Origin of the sequence: Actinoplanes sp. NPDC051851, assembly GCF_040681165.1 — a bacterium.
Taxonomy (GTDB): domain Bacteria; phylum Actinomycetota; class Actinomycetes; order Mycobacteriales; family Micromonosporaceae; genus Actinoplanes.
This window is the reverse complement of the sequence record NZ_JBFAYF010000064.1, coordinates 30,404-50,191: the sequence shown is the minus strand read 5'-3', so window position 1 is coordinate 50,191 and position 19,788 is coordinate 30,404. Positions and strand designations below refer to the sequence as shown.

Below are 19,788 nucleotides of genomic sequence, written 5' to 3'. Positions count from 1 at the left end.
GTGGGCATGCAGGGCATAATCGCTTCACCGCCCTGCATGCCCACCCACCGCCCCAACCGTCCAGGGGTGACCGAGCACCGGCCCCTCAGAGCACCCGATGAACCCAGTTGAAGGGATCGGCGGAACGGCCGCGCTGGATGTCGACCAGTTCCTTGCGGAGGGACATGGTGACCTCGCCCGGGCCGCCGTCCGCAACGGTGAACTCGCCGTCGAGGCCCTTGATCGTGCCGATCGGGGTGACGACGGCCGCCGTGCCGCACGCGAAGGCCTCGCGGACGCGGCCGGAGGCGGAACCCTCGCGCCACTCGGCCAGGCTGATCGGGCGCTCGGTGACGGTACGGCCCGCGCGCTCGGCGAGCTTGATCACCGAGTCGCGGGTGATGCCCGGGAGGATGGTACCGGTCAGCGGCGGGGTGACCAGGCTGCCGTCGTCGAGGACCAGGAAGACGTTCATGCCGCCGAGCTCGTCGACGTACTTGCGCTCGATCGCGTCCAGGTACACGACCTGGTCGCAGCCGTGCTCGATCGCCTCGGCCTGCGCGGAGAGCCCGGCCGCGTAGTTGCCGCCGCACTTGGCCGCGCCGGTGCCGCCGGGGGCCGCGCGGGTGTAGTCCGGGGTGACCCAGACCGAGACCGGCTTGACGCCACCGGAGAAGTACGGCCCGACCGGGGACGCGATGACCAGGTAGAGGTACTCCATCGCGGGGCGGACACCGAGGAAGACCTCGCTGGCGTACGCGAACGGGCGCAGGTAGAGGCTGCCCTCCTCGCCTTCCGGGATCCACTTCCGGTCGATCGAGATGATCTCGTGGAGGGATGTGAGGAAGAGCTCCTCGGGGAGCTGGGGCATCGCCATCCGCTGGGCGGACTGGGCGAAGCGGGCCGCGTTCGCGTCCGGGCGGAACATCGCGACGCCGCCGTCGGGCAGCGTGTACGCCTTCAGCCCCTCGAAGATCTCCTGCGCGTAGTGCAGCACCGCGGCGGCCGGGTCCATCGGGATCGGCGCGCGGGCCTCGACGCGGGGCTCGTACCAGCCTTTGCCGTCGGCGTAGCGCACGGTGACCATGTGGTCGGTGAAGATGCGGCCGAAGCCGGGGTTGGCCAGCAGGGCGGCGCGCTCGGCGTCGCCTACGGGTACCGGGTTCGGACGGATCTCGAATTCGAGGCTGTCACCACCGCTCATGACAAGGAGACCTGCTTTCACAGAAAGATAGGCATGCGAGGGGCACCCGTGGTGCGCCCATGAAATCTACCCCGAACGGTCGTTAAAGCAACGACCGCCGGGGCATGGAGGAGGGTACGAGAACGGCGCTCAGACGGCGGCGGCGACCCGGTCGCCGACCTCGGCGGTACGCAGCGGCGCGCCCGGCGTACGGGACGCGACCTCGGCCGCGACCGCCTCGGTCACTCGCGCTGCCTCGTCGTGCCGGCCGAGGTGCTCCAGCAGCAGGGCGCCGGAGAGGATGGCGGCCGCCGGGTCGGCGATGCCCTGGCCGGCGATGTCCGGTGCGGAGCCGTGCACCGGCTCGAAGGTCGACGGGTACGTGCGCTCCGGGTTGACCGAGCCGCTGGCCGCCATGCCGATGCCGCCGGTGACGGCCGCGGCGATGTCGGTGAGGATGTCGCCGAAGAGGTTGTCGGTGACGACCACGTCGAAGCGCTGCGGGTTGCTGACCATGAACATGCTGGCCGCGTCGATGTGCTGGTACTCGGTGGTCACCTCGGGGAACTCGGCCGCGACCGCGGCGAAGGTCCGGGACCACAGGCTGCCCGCGTGGGTGAGCACGTTGGTCTTGTGTACCAGGGTGACGTGGCGCCGGTCGCGGCGCTGGGCGCGGGCGAAGGCGTCGCGGACGACCCGCTCGACGCCGTGCCGGGTGTTCAGGCTCTCCTCGGTGGCGATCTCGGCGGGGGTGTCCCGGTGCAGGACGCCGCCGGCGCCGACGTAGAGGCCCTCGGTGCCCTCGCGGACCACGACCATGTCGATCTCGCCGGGCTTCACGCCCGCGAGGGGGCTGGTGGTGCCGGGCCAGAGCTTCGACGGGCGCAGGTTCACGTACTGGTCGAAGTCGAAGCGGAGCTTCAGCAGCAGGCCGCGCTCGAGCACGCCCGGCGGGACGCTCGGGTCGCCGATCGCGCCGAGCAGGATGGCGTCGTGACCGGCCAGCTCGTCCTCGATCGCCTGGGGCAGCACCTCGCCGGTCCGGTTGTAGAGGCGGGCGCCCAGGTCGTACTCGTCGTACTCCACCCCGGGGAGGACGGCGTCGATCACCTTGCGGGCCTGCGCGGTCACCTCGGTCCCGATGCCGTCGCCGGCCACCACCGCGATCCGCGCCACGCTCACGTCGAACTCCCTCGAGAAATGAGAAACAACCCAGCCCACCGTAGCCCGATGTCCCGACAACCGGAACGGCGGTCTCACGAAATGAAACGGCGAGCAGGGGACCCCGGACGCCAACAGCCCCCGGACCGCGGCAAACGGTCACGGGGGCTGTTGCGACGAGTACGCGTGGCTCGGTCCCGCCCAAATTGTCACCGCTCGGCTCATGACGGACTCCGTCACCCGAAGACGGGCCCGTCTCAAGACGCGCGGCAGGGACAACGCTAGCGATGCGGACTTAAGACGCGCAAGACACGCCCCCGCGTGTCGGCCCACGGGTTCTCACACGAACGCTGCGGTGATGGCACCATGCGCCGGTGAGTTTCGACCTTGTGGTGTGGGCCATGGACCGGACGGCCGCGCCGGACGCCGTGCGCGAAGCCAATACCCGGTGCGCGGAGGGTATCCACCCGCAGCGCCCGGCCGATCCCCGTGTCGTCGCCTTCTATGATGCCCTGACCAGCCAATACCCCGATCGCGGCCCACACGCCGCGGCCCCCGGCTCGCCCTGGGCGAGCGCACCCCTGCACGCCGCCGCCGACCATATCCAGATGCGGCTCGACGAGAACTGCCCGGACGTGGTCCTGGAGACCATCGAACGGCTGGCCTCCGAGCTCAACCTCGACCTGCTCGATCTGCAGGACGGGACGGTCTATCGCGGATTCTGACGAGAGCGCCCGTTCCGACAGGGCCGCCGAGCACGGTGCGCGGCCCGGCCGGCCTGCCGGAACGGGCGCCTTCAGTTCCGCAGGTCCACGACGGCCGCCCGGGCCGAGCCGATCTCGGCGGCCAGGGCGGTCAGCAGGTCCGGCTCGACCGACGAGTCGACGGTCAGGGTCATCAGCGCCTCGCCGCCGGCCGCCCGGCGGGCCACCTGCATCGCCGCGATGTTGACGCCGGCCCGGCCGAGGGTGGTGCCGAGCAGGCCCACCACGCCGGGGCGGTCCGTGTACCGGAAGAAGAGCAGCACGCCGTCGGCCGGCTGGTCGAGCTCGAACCCGTCGACCTCGACCAGCTTGGCCCCGGCGCCGGCGACCGCACCGGTCCCGGCGACCGCGACGGTCCGTCCGTCGGGCAGGGCGCCGCGGACGGTGATCAGGCTGGGATGGTCACCGGTCTCCTCGGCGGTCTCGAGCGCGACCTCGACGCCCCGGTCCGCGGCGAGCTGGGGCGCGTTCACGTACGTCACCCGCTCGACCACCACGGGGGCGAAGAGGCCCTTCGTGGTGGCGAGCCGGAGCACCGAGACGTCGTGCCCGGCGGCGGCACCACGGACCTCCACGGTCACGTTCGCCGCCACGCCGCCGGCCACCGCGGTGAAGACCCGGCCGAGGCGCTCGGCGAGCGGCAGGAGCGGGCGTACGTCCTCGTCGACCGCGCCGCCGTCGCGGACGTTGACCGCCTCGGGGACGAACTCGCCGCGCAGCGCCAGGTCGACGCTCTGCGCCACCGCGAGGCCCGCCTTGTCCTGCGCCTCGACCGTGGAGGCGCCCAGGTGCGGGGTGGCCACCACGGTGTCGAACGCGAAGAGCGGCGACGCGGTGAGCGGCTCGGTCTCGTAGACGTCCAGCCCCGCGCCGGCCACCCGCCCGTCGGCGAGTGCCTCGGCGAGGGCGCGTTCGTCGACCAGGCCGCCGCGGGCCGCGTTCACGATCCGGACCCCGGGTTTGACCGCCGCCAGTTCCTTCTCGCCGATCAGGCCGACCGTCTCCGGGGTACGCGGCAGGTGCACCGAGACGAAGTCGCTCTCGGCGAGCAACTCCTCCAGGCTCACCAGCCGGACGCCGAGTTGCGCCGCCCGGGCGGGCTGCACGTACGGGTCGTACGCGACCAGCCGTACCCCGAAGGCCGCCATGCGCTGCGCGAAGAGGACGCCGATCCGGCCGAGACCGACCACCCCCACGGTCTTGCCCGCGATCTCCACGCCCGTGTAGGCGGAGCGCCGCCAGGCGCCCGCCTTGAGCGCCGCGCTCGCGCTCGCGGTGTGCCGCGCCACCGCCAGCAGCAGGGCCACCGCCTGCTCCGCCGCCGAGACGATGTTGCTGGTCGGCGCGTTGACCACCAGGACGCCGCGGGCGGTCGCGGCCGGGATGTCGACGTTGTCCAGGCCCACCCCGGCGCGGGCCACCACCCGCAGGCGTGGCGCGGCGGCCAGCGCCTCGGCGTCGATCCGGGTGGCGCTGCGGACGATCACCGCGTCGACACCGGCCAGCGCCGCCAGGAGCGCGGGACGGTCGGTGCCGTCCACGTGCTCGACGGTGTGACCGGCCCGCAGTACGGCGAGCGCGGCCGGAGCCAGCTCCTCGGTTACCAGGACGACGGAAGCCATGGGCCCTCCATCCAGAAGCACCGACATTGACACGCTCGAATCTATGACCTCGCCACGCCCGATGAGAAGACCGTCCGGCGGGAACCGCTGACCGGGCGGCGGCTCCGAGGGCACGCGGCGCAGCCCACTACCCTCACGAGCGTGAGCGGTGAAGAACCATCCCCCGGCGGGCCGAAACCGGACAAGGAACGGCAGATCCTGACGGCCGTCCTCGCCCTGCTGGGTGACAAGGGCATCGCCGGGGTGAGCATGCGCGCCGTCGCCACCGAGGCGGGGGTGTCGCTCGGGCTGGTCAACTACTACTACTCGGACAAGATGGGCCTGATCGCCGCGGCGCTGCGGCACATCGAGGAGCAGGACATCGCCATCGTCGCGCCCGAGGAGTCGGCGCCGCCGGTCGAGCGGCTCCGGAGCGCCCTGCGCCGCGTCGCCGACCGGGAGTACCTGACGACCGAATACCTCGCCCTGCGGCTGCAGCTCTGGTCCCTGGCGCAGGCGCATCCGGAGTTCGCGGAGATCAACACGACGGCGCAGAAGCGCTACCGGTCGGGGCTCGCCACGCTCATCCAGGCGGCCCGGCCCGGCGTGACCCGCGCGGAGGCCCGGCGGCGCGCCGCCGACGTCGACGTCATCCAGAACGGCATCTGGCTCACCGCCCTGCTCGGGCTCGACCGGGCGTCGGTCCGGCGCAGTGTCCGGCGCTGCGAACAGATCGCGCTGGACGGCTGACGGGCGTTCGCCGCCCATGAGAATGCCCGGCCGGAAGTCCGGCCGGGCATGTCGTGCGGCGGAACGCCGGCGAATCTCAGGCGGTCTCGGTGATGGGCCGGTCCACCCAGCTCATCATGCCGCGCAGCTTCGCACCGGTGATCTCGATCGGGTGCTTGGCGGCCTCCTCGCGGAACTTCTTGAGCTCCGGCGCGCCGGCGTCGTCGTCCGCGATCAGGCGACGGGTGAACTCGCCGGACTGGATGTCGGCGAGGATCTTCTTCATCTCCTCCTTGACCGACGCGTTGATCACGCGCGGGCCGGAGACGTAGTCGCCGAACTCGGCGGTGTCCGAGACGCTGTAGCGCTGGCGCGCGATGCCGCCCTCGTACATGAGGTCGACGATCAGCTTGAGCTCGTGCAGGCACTCGAAGTAGGCGATCTCGGGGGCGTAGCCCGCCTCGGTCAGCACCTCGAAGCCGGTCTGCACGAGCGCGGACGCGCCACCGCAGAGGACGGCCTGCTCGCCGAAGAGGTCCGTCTCGGTCTCTTCCTTGAAGGTGGTCTTGATGACGCCGGCACGGGTGCCGCCGATCGCCTTCGCGTAGGAGAGAGCGAGCGCCTGGCCCTCGCCGGTCGGGTCCTGCTCGATCGCGATCAGGGCCGGGACGCCCTTGCCGTCCACGTACTGGCGGCGGACCAGGTGGCCCGGGCCCTTCGGGGCGACCATGGCGATGGTGACGTCGGCCGGGGGCTTGATCAGCTCGAAGCGGATGTTCAGGCCGTGACCGAAGAAGAGCGCCTTGCCGGCGGTCAGGTTCGGCTCGATCGACTCGGCGTAGATCTTGCGCTGCGCGGTGTCCGGCGCGAGCACCATGATCACGTCAGCCCACGCGGCGGCCTCGGCCGGGGTCTTCACGGTCAGGCCCTGCTCCTCGGCCTTCGGACGGCTCTTGGAGCCCTCCTGCAGACCGACGACGACCTCGACACCCGAGTCACGCAGCGACAGCGAGTGCGCGTGGCCCTGGCTGCCGTAGCCGATGACGGCGACCTTCTTGCCCTGGATGATCGACAGGTCGGCGTCGTCGTCGTAGAAAACTTCGGCGGTCATGACTTCCTTCTTCTCTCGTCTTGCTCGGTGTCAGGCGGCGCGTAACGCCGGGCCCGTGGTGATGGAGCGGGATCCGCGGCCGATGGCCACGAGGCCCGACTGGACCATCTCCTTGATGCCGTACGGCTCGAGGTCGCGCAGCAACGCATCCAGTTTGTCGGGATTACCGGTGGCCTCGATCGTCAGGGTGTCCGGAGCGACGTCGATCACTCGCGCCCGGAACAGCTCGACGGTCTCCAGCACCTGGCCACGCTGCGCCCGATCGGCACGCACCTTGACCAGCAGGAGTTCGCGCTGGACCGACTGGGACGGGTCCAGCTCCACGATCTTGAGGACGTTCACCAGCTTGTTGAGCTGCTTGGTGACCTGCTCCAGCGGGGAGGAGTCCGCGTTGACCACGATCGTGATGCGGCTGACGTCCGGGTTCTCCGTCTCGCCGACCGCCAGGGAATCGATGTTGAAGCTGCGCCGGGAGAACAGCCCACTGACCCGGGCCAGCACGCCGGGCTTGTTCTCGACCAGCACGCTCAGCGTGTGCTTGTTCGTCATCAGAGGTCGTCCTCGTCGAAGGTCGGGCGCACGTCCCGGGCGAACAGGATCTCGTCGTTGCTGGTGCCGGCCGGGACCATCGGCCAGACCATGGCGTCCTTGCCGACGGTGAAGTCGATCACCACCGGCGCGTCGTTGATCTCCATGGCCTGCTGGATGACCTTGTCGACGTCGTCCTTCGACTCGCAGCGCAGGCCGACGCAGCCCAGCGCCTCGGCCAGCTTCACGAAGTCCGGGATCCGGTGCTTGTGGGTGCCCAGCTCGGTGTTGGAGTAGCGGCCGTCGTAGAAGAGCGTCTGCCACTGCCGGACCATGCCCAGGTTGCCGTTGTTGATCACGGCGATCTTGACCGGGATGCCCTCCAGCGCGCAGGTGGCCAGCTCCTGGTTGGTCATCTGGAAGCAGCCGTCGCCGTCGATCGCCCAGACCGGGGTCTCCGGCCGTCCGACCTTGGCGCCCATCGCGGCCGGGACGGCGTAGCCCATCGTGCCGGCGCCGCCCGAGTTGAGCCAGGTGCCCGGCTTCTCGAACTTGATGAACTGGGAGGCCCACATCTGGTGCTGGCCCACGCCGGCGCAGTAGATCGCGTCCGGGCCGACCAGCGCGCCGATCCGCTCGATCACGTACTGCGGGGCGAGCGTGCCGTCGGTCGGCTCCTCGTAGCCCAGCGGGTAGCGCTCGCGCAGCTCGTTCAGGGTGTTCCACCACGGCGCGTACTGCTCGACGCCGCCGGCCGTGGCGGAGACCGCGGCGATCAGCTCGTCGATCACGTGCCGGGCGTCGCCGACGATCGGGACGTCCGCGTGCCGGTTCTTGCCGATCTCGGCCGGGTCGATGTCGGCGTGCACCACCTTGGCGTCCGGCGCGAACGAGTCCAGCTTGCCGGTGACCCGGTCGTCGAAGCGGGCGCCGAGGGTGACCAGCAGGTCCGACTTCTGCAGCGCGTAGACCGCGGGGACGGTGCCGTGCATGCCGGGCATGCCCAGGTGCTGCGGGTGCGAGTCGGGGAACGCGCCGATGCCCATCAGCGTGGTGATCACCGGGATGCCGGTGAGCTCGGCCAGCTTGCGCAGCCCGTCGGTGGCCGCGGCCTTGAGCACGCCGCCGCCGACGTACAGGACCGGGCGCTTGGCCGCGGCGATCAGCCGGGCCGCCTCGCGGATCTGCTTGCCGTGCGGGTGCAGGGTCGGGCGGTAGCCGGGCAGGTCCAGGGTCGGCGGCCACTGGAAGGTGGTCTGCGCCTGGAGCACGTCCTTGGGGATGTCGACCAGGACCGGGCCGGGACGGCCGGTGAGCGCCAGGTGGAACGCCTCGGCCAGGATCCGGGGCAGCTCCTCGGCGGTCTGGACGAGGAAGTTGTGCTTGGTGATCGGCAGGGTGATGCCCTGGATGTCCGCCTCCTGGAAGGCGTCGGTGCCGATCGCCGGGCGGGCCACCTGACCGGTGATCGCGACGATCGGGACCGAGTCCATGTACGCGTCCGCGATCGGGGTGACCAGGTTGGTCGCGCCCGGGCCACTGGTCGCGATGCAGACGCCGACCTTGCCGGTGGCCTGCGCGTACCCGGTGGCGGCGTGACCGGCGCCCTGCTCGTGCCGGACCAGGATGTGGCGGACCGTGGAGTCGAAGAGCGGGTCGTACGCCGGGAGGATCGCACCGCCCGGGATGCCGAACGCGACCTCAACGCCGAGCGCCTCGAGGGACCGGACGAGCGCGCCGGCACCCGTCGTGGCTACCGGTGCCGTGACGGCCGGAGCGGTGTTCGCGGCCGCCGCGACGGTGGCCGGAGTGGCTCGATGGGCGAGGGTTTCTGGCGTGGGTCTCGTCATGGCAGTTAGACCTTTTCGGGTTGGCATCCGGCGGTACTTGAATCAGCCCAGTCTTTGAGCAACAAAAAAGGCCCTCGTGCGTATGCACGGGACCTAGCGCACTCACCCCTCATCGGGATGGTGCGCTCAGATAAGTACTCGGGACGCGAAGCACATGCGGCTAACCTTGCCCCATCTCACGGCCTGAGTCAACTGATCCCACATTTTGATCGTCACCCGGGGCTACGAACTCCGGATCCGTCGGCAGCAACGCTCTGAGCTGCCTGATCCCAGGTCCGAGCCTAACCATCTGGCTACGCGCGGTCGCGTCTTTCGGCGGACTCGTACGCGGTGCCGGCAACGCCCGCGACACGTGCGAGCGGGACGACTTGAGCCGCGACTCGAAGTGCTCGGCCGGCACGCCCCAGCCGAAGAGCGAGCCCTGCCCGAGCCGGCAGCCCGCCTCCTCGACGACGTCCCGCTGCGCCGGGGTGCCGATCCCCTCGGCGAGCACCTCCAGCCCGAGCCGGTGGCCGAGCCGGACCACCACGTCGACCAGCGGGGCCGCCGTGCCGGTCCGGGACTCGGGCTCGGCGACCAGCGCGTGGTCGATCTTGAGGATGTCGACCGGGAGGGTACGCAGCTGGGTCAGCGACGAGTACCCGGCGCCGAAGTCGTCCAGCGCGATCCGGACCCCGGTCTCGCGCAGCTCGGCCAGCCGGCGGACCAGCTCGTCCATGTCGGTGGCGACGGCGTGCTCGGTGACCTCCAGGACCAGGCGCTGCGCCGGTACGCCGTACTCCGCCAGCACGTCCGCGACCCGCCCGGCGTAGTCGGCGTTGTGCAGCTCCTTCGGCGACACGTTCACCGAGAGCCAGATGTCGTGCCCGTCGGCGAGCCAGGCGGCCAGCTGCCGGCAGGCGTTCTCCAGCACCCACGCGCCGATCCGGTCGATCAGGCCGGACTCCTCGGCGACCGGGATGAACTCGTCCGGCCGGACCGCACCGAGCTCCGGGTGCGTCCAGCGGAGCAGCGCCTCGCCGCCGACCAGCCGGGTCGAGGGGAGCGCCACCACCGGCTGGAACACCAGGCGCAGCTGGTCGCGCTCGATCGCGTGCCGCAGCTCGCCGGTGAGCGTGCCGCGGCGGCGCAGCAGCTCGTCGTAGCCGGTGTCGTACCGCTCGACGCGGTTCTTGCCGCGCTGCTTCGCGTACCGCAGGGCCAGGTCGGCGTCGTGCAGCAGCTCGCCGGTGGAGGCCACCCCGACGCTGGCGGAGAGGAAGATCTGGCCGCCGTCGACCTCGTACGGCTCCCCGAGCACCGCGAGCAGCCGGTGCGCCGCCAGCACCGCCTCGTCCGCGTCGCCGCGCATCAGCACCGCGAACTCGTCGCCGCCGAGCCGGGCCGCCACGTCACCGTCCAGCAGGTTGCGCTGCAGGCGGGCGCCGACCTCGGCGAGCACCGCGTCGCCCACGTCGTGCCCGCGCAGGTCGTTGACGGTCTTGAAGCCGTCCATGTCGACGCCGATCAGGGCGGCCCGGTCCGGGCGTTCCCGCAGCGCCACCTGGAGGCCGCGGCGGTTGGCCAGGCCGGTCAGCGGATCGGTGTGCGCCAGGTCGCGGAAGTGCGCCTCGCTCTGCCGCAGGCGCACGGTGTACCGCCGGACGTCGTCGAGCGCCAGATACTGCCGGGCGACCAGGGCCAGGCCCTCGACGCTGAGGCCGAAGTACCCGTACGCGTCCATCGTCCCGCCGGCGGAGAGGTGATAGCCCAGCGCGGCGAGGATGCCCAGCATCGGGACCACCGCGTACGCCCCGCCGCGCTCCAGCACGTCGCCGCTGATCCGGACCGGCCGGTCGGCGGCGCGGACCGCCCAGGCGACCAGGATCAGGCCCGCGCTGAGCAGCAGCACCGCGGAGAGGACGAGCCCGTCGCGCTGCCGGCAGATCCCGCCGGAGATGCCGGTCGCCGCGATCGCCATCACACTCACCCCGGCGCCCACCCGGACGGTGTGCCGCCGGGGCCGGTGCGCGTGCAGGCCGAGCACCCCGGTCAGGCCGAGCGCCAGCACCGCGAGGATCGCCGGGATCAGCACGGCCGGGCACTCGTTCGGCGTGGCGCCGCCGAGCAGGTGGGTCGGGTGGGCGATCAGCACCCAGCCGACGAAGAAGATCGCGGCGGCGATCACCAGACCGTCCAGCACGTGCCGGACCGCGGCGGCCGGACCGCGCGCGGCGCCGGGCAGCGCCACCGTGCCGGCCAGCAGGGTCATCGTGCCGATCCCCATCCCGATCGCGACCAGCGTGGCGAGCGACTGGGAGTGCATCTCCTGCATGCTGAGCAGCGCGGACGCGCATCCGGCCAGGGCCGCGCCGGTGGCGGTCGCGCCACCGGCGGCGAGCAGCAGATGCGCCCGGCGGGCCGCCCCGGTGTGCCGGCGGCCGGACTGCCCGAGGAACGCCACGGCCGGCACGGCGGCGAGCAGGCCCGCGAGGCCCGCCAGCTCCATACCGGACGGTGAGTGCACGGACACACTGTGCCGGATCTTCCGGATTTCCGCACCCCCCGGTGTCCCGAGCTGTGGACGTCACTCGCCGTGAGGGCCGGGACCGGTGGCACACTGGGTGACATGCCTGAGCTGCGCTCCCGGACCTCGACCCACGGTCGAACGATGGCCGGTGCCCGCGCCCTGTGGCGCGCCACCGGCATGACAGACGACGATTTCGGCAAGCCGATCGTCGCCATCGCCAACAGCTACACCCAGTTCGTACCGGGGCATGTGCACCTCAAGGACCTCGGTGGCCTCGTCGCCGAGTCGATCGCCGCGGCCGGCGGCGTCGGGCGCGAGTTCAACACCATCGCGGTCGACGACGGCATCGCGATGGGCCACGGCGGCATGCTCTACTCCCTGCCCAGCCGCGAGCTGATCGCCGACGCGGTGGAGTACATGGTCAACGCGCACTGCGCGGACGCCCTGGTCTGCATCTCGAACTGCGACAAGATCACCCCCGGCATGCTGATCGCCGCGCTGCGGCTCAACATCCCGACGGTCTTCGTCTCCGGCGGCCCGATGGAGGCCGGCAAGACGATCGCCATCGAGGGCATCGTGCACGAGAAGCTCGACCTGGTCGACGCGATGAGTGCCGCCGCCAACGACAACGTCACCGACCAGCAGCTGGACACCATCGAGCGGTCGGCCTGCCCGACCTGCGGCTCGTGCTCCGGCATGTTCACCGCCAACTCGATGAACTGCCTGACCGAGGCGATCGGCCTGTCGCTGCCCGGCAACGGCTCGACGCTGGCCACCCACGCCTCCCGCAAGGCGCTCTTCGAGGAGGCCGGCCGGCTGATCGTGGAGATCGCCAAGGAGTACTACGAGAAGGACGACGAGTCGGTCCTGCCGCGCTCGATCGCGAACCTGAGCGCGTTCGAGAACGCGGTCGCCCTGGACGTGGCGATGGGCGGCTCCACCAACACGGTGCTGCACCTGCTGGCCGCGGCCCGCGAGGCCGAGCTGGACTTCAGCGTGGCGGACATCGACGCGATCTCCCGCCGGGTGCCGTGCCTGGCCAAGGTCGCGCCGAACAGCCCGAAGTACCACATGGAGGACGTGCACCGGGCCGGCGGCATCCCCGCCCTCCTCGGTGAGCTGCACCGCGGCGGCGCGCTGAAGACCGACGTCCGCTCCGTGCACTCCCCCTCGCTGGACGCCTGGCTCGGCAAGTGGGACATCCGCGGCGCCTCGCCGTCGGCCGAGGCGCTGGAGCTGTTCCACGCGGCACCCGGCGGGGTGCGGACGACCGAGGCGTTCTCCACGCAGAACCGCTGGGCGAAGCTCGACACCGACAGTGAGGGCGGCTGCATCCGGTCGGTCGAACACGCGTACACGGTCGACGGCGGCCTGGCCATCCTCTTCGGCAACCTGGCCCCGGACGGCTGCGTGGTCAAGACCGCCGGCGTCGACGAGTCGATCTGGAAGTTCACCGGCCCTGCCCGGGTCTACGAGTCCCAGGACGACGCGGTCGCCGGCATCCTCGGCAAGGAGGTCGTCGAGGGCGATGTCGTGATCATCCGCTACGAGGGCCCGCGTGGCGGTCCCGGCATGCAGGAGATGCTCTACCCCACCTCCTTCCTGAAGGGGCGGGGGCTCGGCAAGGCCTGCGCGCTGATCACCGACGGCCGCTTCTCCGGCGGCACGTCCGGCCTCTCCATCGGCCACGTCTCCCCGGAGGCGGCCGGCGGTGGCCTGATCGCGCTGGTCCAGACCGGCGACGAGATCACCATCGACATCCCCGGACGGAGCATCACGCTCAACGTCCACGACGACGAGCTGGCTCAGCGCCGCCACGAGGAGGAGCGGCGCCCGAAGCCGTACTCGCCCGTGTCGCGTCAGCGTCCGGTCAGCGCGGCGCTGCGCGCCTACGCCTCGATGGCCACCAGCGCCAGCGACGGCGCCTACCGCCGCGTTCCGGAATAGGGACCGCTTTCCCGTACGCCCCCGGGGCCGGACGACCGCGACAGCGGGGTCCGGCCCTCGGCTTGCCCGGCCGTCACATCACCCGGCCGTCACATCACCCGGCCGTCACATCACCCGGCCGTCACCGTGATCGGGCGGCTTCGGGGCGTGCAGCTTAACCGGTCAAGTACACTCCGGGGCGAACGGCGGACGCAGACCGGGGCAGCGCCGTTAAGCTCAGCACCGCCGTGACGCGGGTCCTTCGGGGCGACAGCGGCGGCGCGGACGGAGGAGACTGAGTGAAACGGCCCACGATCGCGGACATCGCCCGGCGCGCCGGGGTGTCCAAGGGCGCCGTGTCCTACGCGCTGAACGGCCAGCCCGGCGTCTCCGACGCGACCCGCAAGCGGATCATCGCGATCGCCCAGGAGATCGGCTTCAACGCGAACAGCGCCGCCCGCGCGCTCTCCGGCGCCCGCGCCCGCGCCGTCGGCTTCACCCTCTGCCGCCCCGCCCGGATCCTCGGTATCGAGCCCTGGTTCATGGGCCTGATCAGCGGTTTCGAGGCCGAGCTCGGTGCCCGGTCGTACGCGCTGACCCTGCAGGTGGTGGCCACCCCCGAGCAGGAGGTCGAGGTCTACAAGCGCTGGTGGGGCGAGCGCCGGATCGACGGCGTGATCGTCACCGACCTGCGCGAGAACGACCTGCGCATCCCGGTCCTGCAGCAGCTCCAGCTCCCGGCCGTGGTGATCGGCGGCTCCGGCGAGTCCGGCACGGTCACCCAGATCTGGTCGGACGACGGCGGCGCGATCACCGAGGCGGTCCGCTACCTGGTGGCGCTCGGGCACCAGAAGATCGCCCGGGTCAGCGGTGTGCCGGACCTGCTGCACACCCAGGTGCGGACCCGCGCGTTCAACGACGTCTGCGCCTCACTCGGCCTGGGGGACGCGATCACCGTGCCCGCCGACTACACCGGCGAGGAGGGCAGCCGGGCCACCCGCCGGCTGCTGATCGGCGGCGACCGGCCGACCGCGATCATCTACGACAACGACGTGATGGCGGTGGCCGGGCTGGCCGTGGCGCAGGAGATGGGCCTCTCGGTGCCGGGCGACCTCTCGATCGTGGCCTGGGACGACTCGCCACTCTGCAGCCTGGTGCACCCGCCGCTGACCGCGCTCAGCCGGGACGTCTCCGGGTACGGCGCGCAGGCGGCCCGTGAACTGCTGCACGCCATCGACGGCCGGAAGGTCGGGAACGTCAAGGCGCAGACCGCGCATCTCACGCCACGGGGGTCGACGGCTCCGCCGCGTACGTAAGAAAGCTGTCAGGAAAGAAGAAGCCGCAGCCTGTGCGCCCCCGTAGCGTGGCTGCCATGACGCACATCGCCGACAGTCACGACCTGATCCGCGTGCACGGCGCGCGCGTGAACAACCTCAAGGACGTCAGCGTCGAGATCCCGAAACGGCGGCTGACCGTCTTCACCGGCGTCTCCGGCTCGGGCAAGAGCTCGCTGGTCTTCGGCACCATCGCGGCCGAGTCGCAGCGCATGATCAACGAGACGTACAGCGCGTTCGTGCAGGGGTTCATGCCGAACCTGGCCCGGCCGGACGTGGACGTCCTCGAAGGGCTGACCACCGCGATCATCGTGGACCAGGAGCGGATGGGCTCGGACCCGCGCTCCACGGTCGGCACCGCGACCGACGCCAACGCGATGCTGCGGATCCTGTTCAGCCGGCTCGGGAAGCCGCACATCGGGTCGTCGCAGGCGTTCTCGTTCAACGTCGCGTCGATCTCCGGCGCCGGGGCGGTCACCCTGGAGAAGGGCGGCGTCACCACCAGGGAGCGGCGCAGCTTCAGCATCACCGGCGGGATGTGCCCGCGCTGCGAGGGGCGTGGCGCGGTGACCGATTTCGACCTGACCGCACTCTACGACGAGGAGAAGTCGCTCAACGAGGGCGCGCTGACCATCCCCGGGTACAGCATGGAGGGCTGGCACGGCCGGATCTTCCGGGGCAGCGGCTTCTTCGACCCGGACAAGCCGATCAGGAAGTACACCAAGCGCGAGCTGGCCGACCTGCTCCACAAGGAGCCCACCAAGATCAAGGTCGACGGCATCAACCTGACCTACACCGGCCTGATCCCGGCGATCCAGAAGTCGCTGCTGGCCAAGGACCGGGAGGCGATGCAGCCGCACATCCGGGCCTTCGTGGACCGGGCGATCACGTTCACCACGTGCCCCGAGTGCGACGGCACCCGGCTCAGCGAGGGCGCCCGCTCCTCCAAGATCAAGGGGATCAGCATCGCGGACGCCTGCCGGATGCAGATCAGCGACCTCGCCGCCTGGGTCCGCGACCTCGACGAGCCCTCGGTGAAGCCGCTGCTCGCCAAGCTCCGGCACAGCCTGGCGTCGTTCGTCGAGATCGGCCTCGGCTACCTCAGCCTGGACCGGCCCTCCGGCACGCTCTCCGGCGGCGAGGCCCAGCGCACCAAGATGATCCGGCACCTCGGGTCGTCGCTCACCGACGTCACGTACGTCTTCGACGAGCCGACCATCGGCCTGCACCCGCACGACATCCAGCGGATGAACGAGCTCCTGATCCAGCTCCGCGACAAGGGCAACACGGTCCTGGTCGTCGAGCACAAGCCGGAGGCGATCGCGATCGCCGACCGGGTCGTCGACCTCGGCCCCCGAGCCGGCACCGCGGGCGGCGAGGTGGTCTTCGAGGGCACCGTCGAGGGGCTGCGCGCCAGCGGCACCCTCACCGGCCGGCACCTGGACGACCGGGCCCGGCTCAAGGCCACGGTCCGTACGCCCGCCGGGAAGCTGGAGATCCGCGGCGCCGCCACCCACAACCTGCGGAACGTCGACGTCGACATCCCGCTCGGCGTCCTGGTGGTGGTCACCGGGGTGGCCGGCTCCGGCAAGAGCTCGCTGATCCACGGCTCGGTCGCCAAGCGCGACGGCGTGGTCGCCGTCGACCAGACCCCGATCCGGGGTTCGCGTCGCAGCAATCCGGCCACGTACACCGGACTGCTGGAACCGATCCGCAAAGCCTTCGCCAAGGCCAACGGCGTGAAGCCGGCCCTGTTCAGCGCCAACTCCGAGGGCGCCTGCCCGACCTGCAACGGCGCCGGCGTGATCTACACCGACCTGGCGATGATGGCCGGCGTCGCCAGCCCGTGCGAGGAGTGCGAGGGCAGGCGCTTCCAGGCCTCGGTGCTGGAGTACCACCTCGGCGGCCGCGACATCAGCGAGGTCCTGTCCATGCCGGTCACCGAGGCGGAGCAATTCTTCGGTACGGGTGACGCCCGGGTCCCGGCCGCGCACGCCATCCTCACGCACCTGGTCGACGTCGGTCTGGGCTACCTGACCCTGGGCCAGCCGCTGACCACCCTCTCCGGCGGCGAGCGGCAGCGCATCAAGCTGGCCACCCGGATGGGCGAGAAGGGCGGCGTCTACATCCTCGACGAGCCCACCACCGGCCTGCACCTGGCCGACGTGGAGAACCTGCTCGCCCTGCTGGACCGCCTGGTCGACGCCGGCAAGTCGGTGATCGTCATCGAGCACCACCAGGCGGTGATGGCGCACGCCGACTGGATCGTCGATCTGGGGCCGGGCGCGGGCCACGACGGCGGCCTGGTCGTCTTCGAGGGCACACCCACCGACCTGGTCGCCGCGAGGTCCACGCTCACCGGGCGGCACCTGGCCGAGTACGTGGGGAGCTAACCGATGCGGTGGGTCTCCAGGTAGGCCTCGATCCGCTCGGCCGGGGCCGGTGGCGCCAGCGCCAGGCCCTGGCCCCAGCGGCAACCCGCGGCGGCGGCACGGTCGATGTGGGCCGCGGTCTCCAAGCCCTTCGCGACGATCTCCAGGCCCAGGCGTTTGCCCAGGCTGACCACGACGTCGATGATCGCGGGGCTGCCGCCCGACACCGCCTCGGACGGGGTGGCGGCCAGGGCGGCGCTCAGCTTGAGCATGTCGACCGGGAGACGGCGCAGGTGGGAGAGGGAGGTCTGGCCCGAGCCGAAGTCGTCCAGGGCAGCCCGGACGCCCAGCTTGCGGAGGCCGGTCAGCGCGGCGACTATCGCGGGGACGTCCTCGGCGATCCAGGTCTCGGCGACCTCGACGACCAGGCGTTCCGGGGCCAGGCCGTACCGGAGAAGGGTCTCGGAGACGTGCTCGGGGAAGCGGGCCGTGAGCAGCTCGCGCGGGCCGATGTTGACCGAGAGCCAGAAGTCGTCGTTGCCGGACCAGCCGGTCAGGCGGCGGCAGGCGGTGTCCAGGACCCACTCGTCCAGCTCGGCGGTGATGCCGAGGGACGCGGCGATCGGGAAGAGCTCCTCCGGCAGGATCGTGCCGAGCTGCGGGTGCCGCCAGCGCAGCAGCGCCTCCACCCCGGCCGGGCGGCCGTCCGACAGGCCCGCGACCGGCTGGAAGACCAGGTCCAGCTCGCCGCGGGCGGCGGCACCGAGCAGCTGCTGCTCCAGCTCCATCCGGCGGTGCAGCTGGATCTCGACGTCCGGGTCGTACCACTCGACGCGATCGTGGCCGATCTGGCGGGCGCGCTGCCGGGCCAGGTCGGCGTGGCGGAGCACCTCGTCCGAGTCGTCGCCGCCGGAGAGCTCGGCCAGGCCGACGCTGGTGTGCAGCTCGACCCGGGAGCCGGGCAGCGGGTACGCCTCACCGAGCGCCGCCACGATCCGGGTGGCGAGGGCGTACGCCGGAACCGCCGACTCGGTGGTCAGCACCGCGAACTCGTCCCCGCCCAGCCGGGCCGGCACGTCCTCGCCGGTGACCAGGGCGCGCAGCCGGCGGGCCACCTCGACCAGCACCGCGTCGCCGGTCTCCCGGCCGTGGGCGTCGTTGACCTCGGCCACCCCGTGCAGGTCGATCACGAGCAGGGTGCCGTGCTGACCGGCCCGGCGGCGGTGGGTGAGCAGGTCGCGCATCAGCGCCCGCCGGTTCGCCAGACCGGTGAGCTGGTCGAGATAGGTGAGCCGGGTCAGCGCGCGCTCCAGGTGGACCCGCTCGCCGACGTCCCGGACGTGCACCACCAGGGCGGCCACCTCGGGTACGGCCCGCTGGTCGGAGATCGTCGACTCGGTGTCCCGCCACAGCGCGGCGCCGTCCCGCAGCCGGGCCTTGACCAGCACCGGCGGGCCGCCCTCGTGCTCACCGGCGAGCACCGATCCGATCACCGCGAGCGCGTCGGCGGCGTCGTCGGGGTGGATCAGCTCGCGGTACTCCCGGCCCACCACCACCTCGTCGCGGAGCCCGAAGAGCCGGGCGGCGGCCGGGGACTGCCAGCGGACCCGCAGCCGTTCGTCGAGGACCAGCGTGAGGTCGGTGGCCCCGGCGACCAGGGAGCGGAAGTGCGCCTCGGTGACGCGCAGGCGGCCCGCGTACCGGCGGATGTCCCGGACCACCAGCACCTCGCGGGCGGCGAGCACGCTGACCATCACGAGACCGAAGATGATCGCCTCGTTGTCGAAGTCGCGGACGGTCACCAGGTGCCACACCGCGGCGACCACCCCGACGGCGGCCGGCACCGCCAGCAGGGGGTAGCTCGCCAGGTACTGGTCCGGGTTGCGGGGCTCGGCGGGCGGCAGCGGCACGTCGCGGCGCGCGCCGCCCAGCACGGCGGCGGTCAGCCCGGCCACCACCGGCAGGCCGAGCAGCGGGACCGCCGGGCCGGTCACCCCGAGGGCGAGCAGGTCGGCCAGCGCCCCGAGCGCGGCGAGCACCACCGCGGCGCCGGTGCCGCACCAGACCGCCGGGCGGACCCGGGGACGGGCGCGGAGCACCACCACGGCCACGATCGAGACGCCGCCGGCGGCGATCAGCACGGCGGGCACCGCGGCCGGGCGCGTCTCACCGTCCGGCGGGATCAGGTACGCGGCGAAGCCCACACTCACGCCCAGGCCGACCCCGTCGTACGCCCGCCGGAACCGGACCTTCCAGTCGGTGGCCGCGCCCGGCAGCAGCGAGGCGCCGAGCACGTAGCAGGCGGCGGCGACGCCCAGCCCGGCGGTGAACCAGCCGATCATGTGCGGCGGCGCCCACCAGGGGACCAGCATGGTCAGGGTGGTGGCGAGCGCGCCCATCCCGACGAACCCGGCGCCCCGGCAAGCCGCGAACGCCTGCTCGGCGTGGTGGATCGCCAGTGCCGTGCGGACCAGGACGACGGTGGCGGAGAGCCCGGCCAGGCCCACTCCCGCTGCCAGCGCCACGACGCCGGGCAGCAGTCCCCCGGCACCCGCGCACAGCACCGCGGCCGCCGCCGAGGCGACGGAGAGCGGAATCGTACGGGACACGGCCACGACGACGAGGTCCTCTGCGTTCGGGGCGGGAACAAGAGGCGGGCACCCGGTCAACGACCCGGCGCGGGCGCGGTTACGGCGCCCTACCCGGATCGTCGACCATGGACTGTCGCCGGTCAACTCGGA

Annotated in this window: 13 protein-coding genes; 5 read left to right on the top strand and 8 right to left on the bottom strand. The window is 71.9% G+C overall.

From position 1 onward, the window contains the following. Nucleotides 1–85: 85 nt before the first annotated feature. Nucleotides 86–1,183 (bottom strand): branched-chain amino acid aminotransferase, encoded by a 1,098-nt coding sequence (locus tag AB0M08_RS39155; RefSeq protein WP_364505025.1) that lies wholly within the window; start codon nt 1,181–1,183, stop codon nt 86–88. 129 nt (nt 1,184–1,312) lie between these two features. Continuing rightward, complete coding sequence (locus AB0M08_RS39150; protein WP_364505031.1) at nt 1,313–2,338, bottom strand: 3-isopropylmalate dehydrogenase; 1,026 nt, start codon at nt 2,336–2,338, stop codon at nt 1,313–1,315. 359 nt (nt 2,339–2,697) lie between these two features. Here AB0M08_RS39150 and AB0M08_RS39145 point away from each other — a divergent pair, with 359 nt between their 5' ends. Further along, nucleotides 2,698–3,048, top strand: coding sequence for a hypothetical protein (locus tag AB0M08_RS39145; protein WP_364505023.1), 351 nt, complete (start codon nt 2,698–2,700; stop codon nt 3,046–3,048). 71 nt (nt 3,049–3,119) lie between these two features. Here AB0M08_RS39145 and serA read toward each other — a convergent pair whose 3' ends face one another. Continuing rightward, nucleotides 3,120–4,709, bottom strand: a complete 1,590-nt coding sequence (gene serA, locus AB0M08_RS39140; protein WP_364505021.1) for a phosphoglycerate dehydrogenase — start codon at nt 4,707–4,709, stop codon at nt 3,120–3,122. Between the two features lie 141 nt (nt 4,710–4,850). On the opposite strand from serA, the gene AB0M08_RS39135 reads away from it, so the two are divergent. Further along, nucleotides 4,851–5,438: a TetR/AcrR family transcriptional regulator gene (locus AB0M08_RS39135; RefSeq protein ID WP_364505019.1), complete on the top strand. Its 588-nt coding sequence runs from the start codon at nt 4,851–4,853 to the stop codon at nt 5,436–5,438. Between the two features lie 76 nt (nt 5,439–5,514). On the opposite strand, the gene ilvC is transcribed toward AB0M08_RS39135, so the two are convergent. The 4 genes from ilvC to AB0M08_RS39115 all read right to left on the bottom strand — a co-directional run bounded on the left by ilvC (nt 5,515) and on the right by AB0M08_RS39115 (nt 11,412). After that, nucleotides 5,515–6,528: a ketol-acid reductoisomerase gene (gene ilvC, locus AB0M08_RS39130; protein ID WP_364505017.1), complete on the bottom strand. Its 1,014-nt coding sequence runs from the start codon at nt 6,526–6,528 to the stop codon at nt 5,515–5,517. A 30-nt stretch (nt 6,529–6,558) separates the two neighbouring features. Further along, complete coding sequence (ilvN, locus tag AB0M08_RS39125) at nt 6,559–7,077, bottom strand: acetolactate synthase small subunit (protein ID WP_093618977.1); 519 nt, start codon at nt 7,075–7,077, stop codon at nt 6,559–6,561. Beyond that, nucleotides 7,077–8,906, bottom strand: a complete 1,830-nt coding sequence (locus tag AB0M08_RS39120; RefSeq protein WP_364505015.1) for an acetolactate synthase large subunit — start codon at nt 8,904–8,906, stop codon at nt 7,077–7,079. The genes ilvN and AB0M08_RS39120 overlap by 1 nt, the downstream gene beginning before the upstream one ends. A gap of 160 nt (nt 8,907–9,066) precedes the next feature. Continuing rightward, a complete protein-coding gene (locus AB0M08_RS39115) occupies nt 9,067–11,412 on the bottom strand; it encodes a bifunctional diguanylate cyclase/phosphodiesterase (protein ID WP_364505013.1) in 2,346 nt (781 codons plus the stop codon). A 102-nt stretch (nt 11,413–11,514) separates the two neighbouring features. On the opposite strand from AB0M08_RS39115, the gene ilvD reads away from it, so the two are divergent. The 3 genes from ilvD (at nt 11,515) to AB0M08_RS39100 (ending at nt 17,068) form a co-directional block, all read left to right on the top strand. After that, on the top strand, nt 11,515–13,362 hold the full coding sequence (gene ilvD / locus AB0M08_RS39110) for a dihydroxy-acid dehydratase (protein ID WP_364505011.1): 1,848 nt from the start codon (nt 11,515–11,517) through the stop codon (nt 13,360–13,362). A gap of 278 nt (nt 13,363–13,640) precedes the next feature. Then, nucleotides 13,641–14,657: a LacI family DNA-binding transcriptional regulator gene (locus AB0M08_RS39105; protein WP_364505009.1), complete on the top strand. Its 1,017-nt coding sequence runs from the start codon at nt 13,641–13,643 to the stop codon at nt 14,655–14,657. Nucleotides 14,658–14,713: 56 nt separating this feature from the next. Continuing rightward, nucleotides 14,714–17,068, top strand: a complete 2,355-nt coding sequence (locus AB0M08_RS39100; protein ID WP_364505007.1) for an excinuclease ABC subunit UvrA — start codon at nt 14,714–14,716, stop codon at nt 17,066–17,068. Here AB0M08_RS39100 and AB0M08_RS39095 read toward each other — a convergent pair. Next, nucleotides 17,065–19,662 carry an EAL domain-containing protein gene (locus AB0M08_RS39095; RefSeq protein ID WP_364505005.1) on the bottom strand — a complete coding sequence of 866 codons (2,598 nt, stop codon included), beginning with the start codon at nt 19,660–19,662 and terminating at the stop codon, nt 17,065–17,067. The genes AB0M08_RS39100 and AB0M08_RS39095 overlap by 4 nt on opposite strands. Nucleotides 19,663–19,788: the final 126 nt, after the last annotated feature.

Excerpts from the sequence above, each read along its gene's own strand:
- AB0M08_RS39155 (WP_364505025.1), bottom strand. The coding sequence starts at position 1,183 with ATGAGCGGTGGTGACAGCCTCGAATTCGAGATCCGTCCGAACCCGGTA.
- serA (WP_364505021.1), bottom strand. The coding sequence starts at position 4,709 with ATGGCTTCCGTCGTCCTGGTAACCGAGGAGCTGGCTCCGGCCGCGCTC.
- ilvC (WP_364505017.1), bottom strand. The coding sequence starts at position 6,528 with ATGACCGCCGAAGTTTTCTACGACGACGACGCCGACCTGTCGATCATC.
- ilvN (WP_093618977.1), bottom strand. The coding sequence starts at position 7,077 with ATGACGAACAAGCACACGCTGAGCGTGCTGGTCGAGAACAAGCCCGGC.
- AB0M08_RS39120 (WP_364505015.1), bottom strand. The coding sequence starts at position 8,906 with ATGACGAGACCCACGCCAGAAACCCTCGCCCATCGAGCCACTCCGGCC.
- ilvD (WP_364505011.1), top strand. The coding sequence starts at position 11,515 with ATGCCTGAGCTGCGCTCCCGGACCTCGACCCACGGTCGAACGATGGCC.
- AB0M08_RS39100 (WP_364505007.1), top strand. The coding sequence starts at position 14,714 with ATGACGCACATCGCCGACAGTCACGACCTGATCCGCGTGCACGGCGCG.